7 protein-coding genes are annotated in these 8,564 nt (G+C 35.1%); 2 read left to right on the top strand and 5 right to left on the bottom strand.

Features of this window, described 5'->3' with window-relative positions; genetic code table 11:
- Positions 1-191: 191 nt before the first annotated feature.
- Together V7M80_RS07790 and V7M80_RS07785 are read left to right on the top strand one after the other, a co-directional pair.
- Entirely contained in the window at positions 192-1,022 is an 831-nt protein-coding gene (locus V7M80_RS07790; protein ID WP_333695240.1) for a zinc-dependent peptidase, read from the top strand.
- A 76-nt stretch (positions 1,023-1,098) separates the two neighbouring features.
- Entirely contained in the window at positions 1,099-1,524 is a 426-nt protein-coding gene (locus V7M80_RS07785; RefSeq protein WP_333695239.1) for a CBS domain-containing protein, read from the top strand.
- Positions 1,525-1,529: 5 nt separating this feature from the next.
- Here the strand turns inward: V7M80_RS07785 and rpe are convergent, their stop codons facing one another.
- From rpe to rpsO, 5 genes are all read right to left on the bottom strand, one after another.
- Positions 1,530-2,189: a ribulose-phosphate 3-epimerase gene (gene rpe / locus V7M80_RS07780; protein ID WP_333695238.1), complete on the bottom strand. Its 660-nt coding sequence runs from the start codon at positions 2,187-2,189 to the stop codon at positions 1,530-1,532.
- A gap of 316 nt (positions 2,190-2,505) precedes the next feature.
- Positions 2,506-3,369: a sigma-70 family RNA polymerase sigma factor gene (locus V7M80_RS07775; RefSeq protein ID WP_026711939.1), complete on the bottom strand. Its 864-nt coding sequence runs from the start codon at positions 3,367-3,369 to the stop codon at positions 2,506-2,508.
- A gap of 78 nt (positions 3,370-3,447) precedes the next feature.
- Entirely contained in the window at positions 3,448-5,862 is a 2,415-nt protein-coding gene (locus V7M80_RS07770; RefSeq protein ID WP_333695231.1) for a TonB-dependent receptor, read from the bottom strand.
- A gap of 134 nt (positions 5,863-5,996) precedes the next feature.
- Positions 5,997-8,156: a polyribonucleotide nucleotidyltransferase gene (locus V7M80_RS07765; RefSeq protein ID WP_333695229.1), complete on the bottom strand. Its 2,160-nt coding sequence runs from the start codon at positions 8,154-8,156 to the stop codon at positions 5,997-5,999.
- A gap of 139 nt (positions 8,157-8,295) precedes the next feature.
- Positions 8,296-8,564, bottom strand: a 269-nt coding sequence (rpsO, locus tag V7M80_RS07760) for a 30S ribosomal protein S15 (RefSeq protein ID WP_333695227.1), incomplete at its 5' end; no start/stop codon positions are given.

Genomic DNA, 8,564 nt, shown 5'->3' with positions numbered 1-8,564 from the left:
GAAGGATGGCCGCAGGCAATCCTATTGTAAATTATTTCCAAGCTTGCTTGAGAATTTTTCTAATTGGTCTTTATCAGCCTTAAAAAGGAATCAAAATGGTAAAGATTGGATTTGTGGTCAATAATTCAAACCCTTTTTTGTACATTGTCATTCCATTCGGGTTAATCCTTTTTCTGTAGCCTTATGCTTTTATGATATATATTGCTGTTATAACTATCTTTTTACTTATCGTCACTTTTGCATTGTTTGTGGGCGTTTTATTAGGAGTGCTTGATTACTTCAGTGTTAAGTGGTTAGATAAGCCTGTTTATGTTCATTTTTACATGCGTAAGTTCGATTTGCCAAAATCAAAGGAGCAGATAATTAAGAATCATTTTGAATTTTACAATCATTTATCCTTCAAACAAAAACAGTTTTTTAAACATAGAGTAGTAAAGTTCATGAATAAGTACCAATTTATTCCGAAGGATAATATTGTAATTACTGAAGAGATGAAAATAATAATTGCTTCAACTGCTGTTAAACTCACTTTTGGAATGCGAAATTATTTGGTGAATGTATTTGATAAAATTATTATATATCCCAAACCTTATTATTCTACTGTAAATGATGCTTGGCATAAAGGTGAATTTAATCCGAGGATGAGAGCTATTGTATTTTCATGGGAGGATTTTATGGAAGGTATTCGGGTTAAGAATGACAATTACAATTTGGGCTTACACGAGTTTACCCATGCCATCCATTTTCATGGAAAGAAAAATGATGATGTAAGTGCCTATTTATTTACAAAGAAGTTCAACAAAATCATCCATTTTGTCTCTCAACCCGAAGTTCAGGAACGGCTAAAACAAACTCAATATCTTAGAGAATATGCCTATACCAATCCTTTTGAATTCATAGCGGTATTAATGGAACATTTTTTTGAAACGCCTCAAGAATTGCAAAGTGATTTTCCGGAGCTGTATGAAAAAGTTAGAAAAATGATTAATTTTTCACCTAAGTTACAAGATACAAAAAAATAGCCCAAATAACAATGATATGGCTCAGTTCTTTTTTTTAAAAGAGTTCAGATATTTGTAGTATTAAAGATTAAATATCATGAAAAAGCAGGTGCCGGTCTCTTCTATTATGACCAAAAATGTTATTGTTTTAAATTTAACAGACGATTTAACCAAAGCCGAATTACTTTTCAAAAAGAATCATATCCGACATATTCCCGTTGTTCAAAGTTCAAAAATTGTGGGAATGTTGAGTTATACAGATTTGTTGCGAATTTCATTCGTAGATGCCGTGGATGACGATGATGAAGTTGTAGATGTTACGGTTTACAATATGTTTACTGTAGAGCAAGTTATGGCTAAAAAATTAACAACAGTAAATCCCGACACCACCATTAGGGAAGTAGCCGAAATTCTTTCTAAAAATGAATTTCATGCCTTGCCTGTTGTTCAAGGACAGTTGTTGGTGGGTATCGTTACAACAACTGATATTATAAAATATTTGCTGGCTCAGTACAAAAATTGAATTTGTTACGCCAAATCCTTTTTAAGATTTAAAATCGTTTCTGTTGGGTTTTTAGATCCAAACACATAACTTCCTGCCACTAAAACATCGGCTCCGGCATCAGCTAATTGTTTGGCGTTTTTGTTCGTTACGCCTCCGTCAATTTCAATTAAAGTAGAAGCATTCTTTTTGTTGATTAATGCTTTTAATTTTTCAACTTTTGAATAGGTGTTTTCGATAAACGATTGCCCGCCAAACCCCGGATTTACACTCATGATACAAACCAAATCGATATCCTGAATTACATCTTCTAATAATTCTATATTTGTATGCGGATTTAAAGCTACTCCGGCTTTCATCCCTTCTGCTTTAATTGCCTGAAGCGTTCGATGTAGATGCGTACAAGCTTCGTAATGAACGGTTAAAATATCGGCTCCTAATTTTTTAAAAGTGCCTATATATCTGTCCGGGTCAACAATCATTAAGTGTACATCAATGGTCTTTTGGGCATGCTTGGTGATTGCCTCTAAAACCGGCATTCCAAACGAAATATTGGGTACAAAAACGCCATCCATGATGTCAATGTGAAACCAATCGGCTTCGCTGGCATTAATCATTTCGATATCGCGTTGTAAGTTGGCAAAATCGGCAGCTAGAATAGAGGGAGCAATTAGGGTGTTTTTCATTGTGTTGTTGTTTGTGCAAAGATAGATTTTAGTTTAAAAGTTTAAAAGTTTTGCAGATTAAAAGATTTAACTCAGAATAAATTCCCTCTAAGGGGTGGGTTAAGAGGTTAAAAAATAAAACTCCGGAAACCCGAGCGAAGCAAACAGACCGGAGTTTTGCTCCCCAAAAAAGCAAAACTCCGGTAATCAGCCGGAGTTTCAATCATCAATCAAAAAACGAACAGTTTTTAAACTGTTTGTAAGATACTATCTTGAGATAGTTTATGCAATATAGTGGAATCTGACTAATTCTAAAAGGTATTGCAATAGAAATAATTTATCCCAGATAGGTTTTTAATATTTTACTTCTAGAAGTATGTTTCAATCTTCGTATAGCTTTTTCTTTAATTTGACGTACACGTTCTCGGGTTAAATCAAAAGTTTCGCCAATTTCTTCTAAAGTCATTGGGTGCTGATCACCTAAACCAAAGTACAAACGAACCACATCTGCTTCACGAGGTGTTAAAGTTTCAAGGGAACGCTCAATTTCTGTGCGTAGCGATTCGTGAATTAATTCTCTATCGGGATTTGGTGATTCACCGGAACGTAAAACGTCATACAAGTTAGAGTCTTCACCTTCTACTAAAGGAGCATCCATCGATAAGTGACGTCCTGAGTTTTTCATAGACTCTTTTACGTCATTTACGGTCATGTCTAATTCTTTGGCAATTTCTTCTGCAGAGGGTGCACGCTCATTAGATTGCTCTAATAAAGCATACATTTTGTTTATTTTATTGATAGAACCAATTTTATTTAACGGTAATCGAACAATACGAGATTGCTCAGCCAAAGCTTGCAAAATCGATTGACGAATCCACCAAACCGCATACGAAATGAATTTAAAACCACGAGTTTCATCAAAACGTTGAGCCGCTTTAATTAAACCTAAGTTTCCTTCATTAATTAAATCAGGTAATGTTAATCCTTGGTTTTGGTATTGTTTAGCTACCGATACTACGAAACGTAAGTTAGCTTTCGTTAGTTTTTCTAAAGCTCGCTGGTCTCCGGCTTTAATTCGCTGGGCTAATTCTACCTCTTCATCAGCAGTAATTAAATCAACTTTTCCAATTTCTTGTAGGTATTTGTCTAAGGAAGCAGTTTCACGATTGGTAACCTGCTTGGTGATTTTAAGCTGTCTCATTTAAAATGTTCTTGAATATAGTTTCAGCTAGTTATACGTGTAGGGTTTTCAAAATGTTACAAAAGAATTCAAAAAAAATTATTTTATACGTTCTTTAACATCTTCGTTGCCAGATTCTCTCTGGTTGGCAATCATTTTTTTGTTGCCAAATTTATACGTAACTCCTAAACGAATCATTCTGTCGTCTAGATAAGCCGAACGTGTTTGAGGTACGGAATTAATTACAGAGGTAAAATAGGCTCTGTTACTTCTAAATACATCAGAACCCAGAAGCAAAAAACTCCAACCCTTTTCTTTAAGAGAATAGCGGATACCTAAATCGGTATTGGAAAAAGCTGTAGCCTCATTAAACAAGTCTTTTCGGGCACTATGATATTGAAAATTAATTTCTGCATACCAATTTTTAGACTTGCTCAATCTAAAAGTATTGTAGGTGTAAAAAGCATACATAAAACCGTTTTGTTCCTCAGTGGGTACTTCTTTGGTAAAGCGGGTTACATTATCAAATCCATTCAAAGTGTTAGTGCTTTCCCACCAGCTTAATGTGTTTATAAGATAAGTAAGGGTTGCTCCTAATTGATATTTGTCAAAAAAGTTGTCTCTAAAGAAACGGATATTGGCGGGTTCGGTTTCAGTTAGGATGAACGGAATTTGAAAGCTTCCATTGGTTGTGTTGGAATAATAAATTTTTAAACTAAAGTGATCTTTGTAATTGTAGTTAATTTCAAAATTATCTGTAAATGAAGGTTGTAAATAAGGGTTGCCTTCTACCAATGTAAATGAATTTAAATACCATTTGAATGGATTTAAATCCCAAAAAATAGGTCTGCCAATTCTCTTACTGTAGTTTACAGAAAAGCTGTTATTTTCATTAGGCAAGTACAACAAATACAAAGACGGGAAAAATTTTCCGTAAGTAAATGCGTTACGTTGATTTTGATTGGAATCTGGAGATTGTGTTATGCCTAAAACTTGGGTGTCTTCGTATCTCAATCCGGCTTGAACTTGCCATTTTTCAGTAATAGATTTTGAAAAGTTTCCATATATTGATTGGGTATTTTCAGTATAATCAAATAAATTGGTTTGGTTAATATCAAGAATGGGTGATCCCGATGATAAATCAAAAAAGGCAATATCGCTCGAGTTTTTTACCCAACTAAGTTTACCACCCAATCCAAAATTGGCCCATTTTGTTGGTAATTCTAGATCAATTTTGAAACTGTAATTTTTTATGTTTTGAACACTAGTATTGTTGGCTATGTAAGGAGACCCAATTAAATTTCCTTGGAATTCGTTACGGGTGTTAAAATTGCGATTTTGATCGTCTAAATAATCTAAATAATCTAAATCTATGGTTATTTGTTTTCCTAAACTGTCAATTTTTTGTGTGAAATAGGCATTTAAAGTGTTGTTTTCTGTGCTGTTTTTGTTGTAACCGTTGGTAAAATAGGTCGACTTAATTTCTCCGGTTTGAGAATCTGTTACTATTACTTCATTGCGATCTTTGATGTTGGGATTGTCAAACAAACCAATGTATTTGAAACCAAGAGTTGCTTTGGGACCTATTCGGTAATCCAATCCAATAATTCCTCTGTATATGTCAGACTTATCTTTTCTTGAGGTAAAGCCAAGCCAGTTTTCTGTTGGATAGAAGGTGTTCATAGATTCTATTGTTTTAGAATGTCCTTCTCTTTTAGCAAAATCGGTTTGAATACTTAATTTATTTTTGTTGTAGGCAAAGTTTATACCCGATGATATTGAAGGGTAAGAGTTTTGAATGTAATTATTTCGTATTTGAACCGCCCAAGAATCATCGTGTATTTTTTTGAGTTTAATATTGATTAAGCCACTATTTCCTTGTGCATCATATTTAGAAGGAGGTGTGGTAATTACTTCTATGCTTTTAATGTTTTCCGAACTCAAGCCTCTGAGGTAATTGTTTAATTCTTCCCCAGAAAGATTAATTATTCGGTCATCGATCATGACACTCACAGTGCTTTTCCCTACTATTCCAATAGTTGTACCGGATACAGAGACTCCGGGGGTGCTTTTAAGCAATTCAAGTCCATCACTTCCTGTAGCTCGAACACTATTTTCTACGTTAAAAACGGTTCGGTCTACTTTAGATTCTATAATCTTTTTTTTGGATGTTACTTCAACTTCATCCAATTGATTGGCATTTTCAAAAGCTCTAATTGTTTCTAATTGTATGTTTTTATTAAGCTCAAAATCAGTTTGATAAATTATGGCACCTACATAGTAACAGCGAAGGGTATAAACACCTGGCGATGCTTCAATTTTAAATGCTCCTTCACGGCTGGAAAGAGTTGATTTTCGTATAGTGTTATTCTGAATTAAAACAACTTCTGCAGATTCTATTGGATTTTGATTTTCATCAATTAGTATACCCGTTACACTGAATTCTTGTGCATTCACATATCCGAATAAAAACAAGGAAATAAGAAGAATAAAGCGGTTGAATGATAAAATCATAAATATTTTTAACTGGCATTGTTGCAAATATAAAATAATTGTTAAGATTTTATGTTAAAAGAATGATTTTTCTGTCTAAATTAAATAAAAAAAACCGATTCATTTGAATCGGTTTTTTTTATTTGAAAAAGGGTTTAATCTTTTTTTGGAGCGTCTTTTTTCTCTTCTCTTGGAGGTCTAGGTAAAAGAGCTTTTTTAGATACTTTTTCTTTTCTGGTTTTTGGGTCAATGCCTAGATATTTCACCATGAAAACATCGCCCATTTTAACAACATCGGCTACATTTTCGGTTCTTTCCCAAGCCAGTTCAGAAACGTGTAATAAAACTTCATTACCAGGGGCTTTAGTGTACTCTACTACCGCTCCAAAATCTAACATTTTTATTACTTTTACTTCATAGGCTTCACCTACTTCCGGTTTGAAAACAATACTGTCAATTTTAGCTAAAACTGCTGCAATTCCATCTGGGTCTGTTCCTAAGATTTCGACTACACCTTGCTCATCAACTTCATTAATAACTATTGTTGTACCGGTTGCTTTTTGCAATTCTTGAATAACTTTTCCACCCGGACCAATCAAAGCACCAATAAAGTTTCCAGGAATAGTTCGCATTATGATTTTTGGAGCGTGCTTTTTCACATCTGCTCTAGGCGTAGCAATGGTTTCGGTAATTTTATTTAAAATATGCATACGGCCATCTCTAGCTTGTTCTAAAGCTTGCTCCATGATGTCATAACGTAATCCGTCAATCTTAATGTCCATTTGGCAAGCAGTAATTCCGTCTGCTGTTCCGGTTACTTTAAAGTCCATATCGCCCAAGTGATCTTCATCGCCTAAAATATCAGACAAAACCGCAAACTTTTGACCGTCTGTGATTAATCCCATAGCAATTCCGGAAACCGGTTTTGTCATTTGAACTCCGGCATCCATTAAAGCCATTGTTCCCGCACAAACGGTTGCCATAGAAGAAGAACCATTAGATTCTAATACTTCAGAAACTACTCGGATTGTATAAGGACAATCGGCAGGAATCATATTTTTTAAAGCTCTTTGAGCCAAGTTACCATGACCAACCTCTCTTCGGGATGTTCCTCTTAATGGTTTGGCTTCACCGGTTGAGAAAGGAGGGAAGTTGTAGTGTAAGTAGAATTTTTCTTCTCCTTGTTCAGATGGCGAGTCTATGACATTCGCTTCTCTTGAAGTTCCTAATGTTACTGTTGCTAACGCTTGCGTTTCCCCACGTGTAAATAAAGAAGAACCGTGAACAGAAGGTAAGTAATCTGTTTCACACCAAATCGGTCTGATTTCAGTAGTTTTTCTTCCGTCTAAACGAATTCCTTTTTCAAGAATTACGTTGCGAACTGCTTCTTTTTGTGTTTTATAGTTGTATTTGCTCACTAATTCGGCTAAATCTGCATTCTCTGCATATTCTTCTTCAGTAAACAACGCCTTAACTTCTTCTTTTACTGCTGCAAATTTTTCACCTCTTTCACTTTTTGCTGAAGCCTCCATGGCTATAGCATAATATTTGTCATATGAAGCGGCTTTGATTTTTGCGTAAACGGTTTCGTCTTCTACTTCGCCTTCATAAGTTCGGTATTCCGGTGAACCTACGGCTTTACGTAAACGCTCTTGGGCTTGAATTTGAATTTTAATTGCTTCGTGAGCAAATTTAATGGCTTCCACCATCTCTTTTTCTGAAATTTCTTTCATCTCACCTTCCACCATGGCCACTGAATCCATAGAAGCACCAATCATCATGTCAATATCAGAAAGTTCTAATTGAGCTTTGCTGGGGTTGATTACAAATTGTCCGTCTATACGAGCCACACGAACTTCAGAAATTAAATTGTAAAAAGGTATATCGGAAACAGCTAAAGCAGCAGAAGCAGCTAATCCGGCTAATGCATCCGGCATCACATTATCATCATGCGACATTAACTGAATCATAACTTGTGTTTCGGCATGATAATCATCCGGGAAAAGCGGACGCAATACACGGTCAACCAAACGCATGGTTAATACTTCACTGTCGCTTGGACGAGCTTCTCTTTTGAAAAATCCACCCGGAAATCTTCCTGCAGCAGCAAATTTTTCACGGTAATCAACGGTTAAAGGTAGAAAATCTACCCCTGGATTTGCTGTTCTGGCAGATACTGCTGTTGCTAATAACATGCAATCGCCTAAGCGAACTACTACAGAACCGTCTGCTTGTTTCGCTAATTTTCCGGTTTCGATTGAAATGGTTCTTCCATCTCCTAAATCGATAACCTCTCTAGTTACATTTGGAATCATAAAAAAATCCTTAATTTGGTATTAATATTAGGTTTTGTTGTGTTGTTGTTGTGTGTAGTTGTTGTGTAACCCAATGAAAAACCAAACTTTTTTCTTCAAATATATAAAACAAAAAGGGGCACAAAGCCCCTTTAGTTGATTATTTTCTAATTCCTAATTCTTTAATAATCTCACGATATCTATTGATATCTTTTTTCTTTAGATAGTCAAGAAGGCTTCTTCTTTTACCTACCAATTTCACTAATGAACGCTCTGTGTTGAAATCGTGACGATTTTTTTTCAAGTGTCCGGTTAAGTGGTTGATTCTGAAAGTGAACAAAGCAATTTGTCCTTCGGCAGAACCGGTGTTTTCAGCTTTTCCTCCGTGTTTTGCGAAGATTTCAGCTTTTGTTTCTTTAGTTAAATACA

Source organism: Flavobacterium sp., assembly GCF_036759525.1.
Lineage (GTDB): Bacteria > Bacteroidota > Bacteroidia > Flavobacteriales > Flavobacteriaceae > Flavobacterium.
The sequence above is the reverse complement of the archived record's forward strand: the minus strand, read 5'-3'. Positions and strand labels throughout refer to the sequence as shown.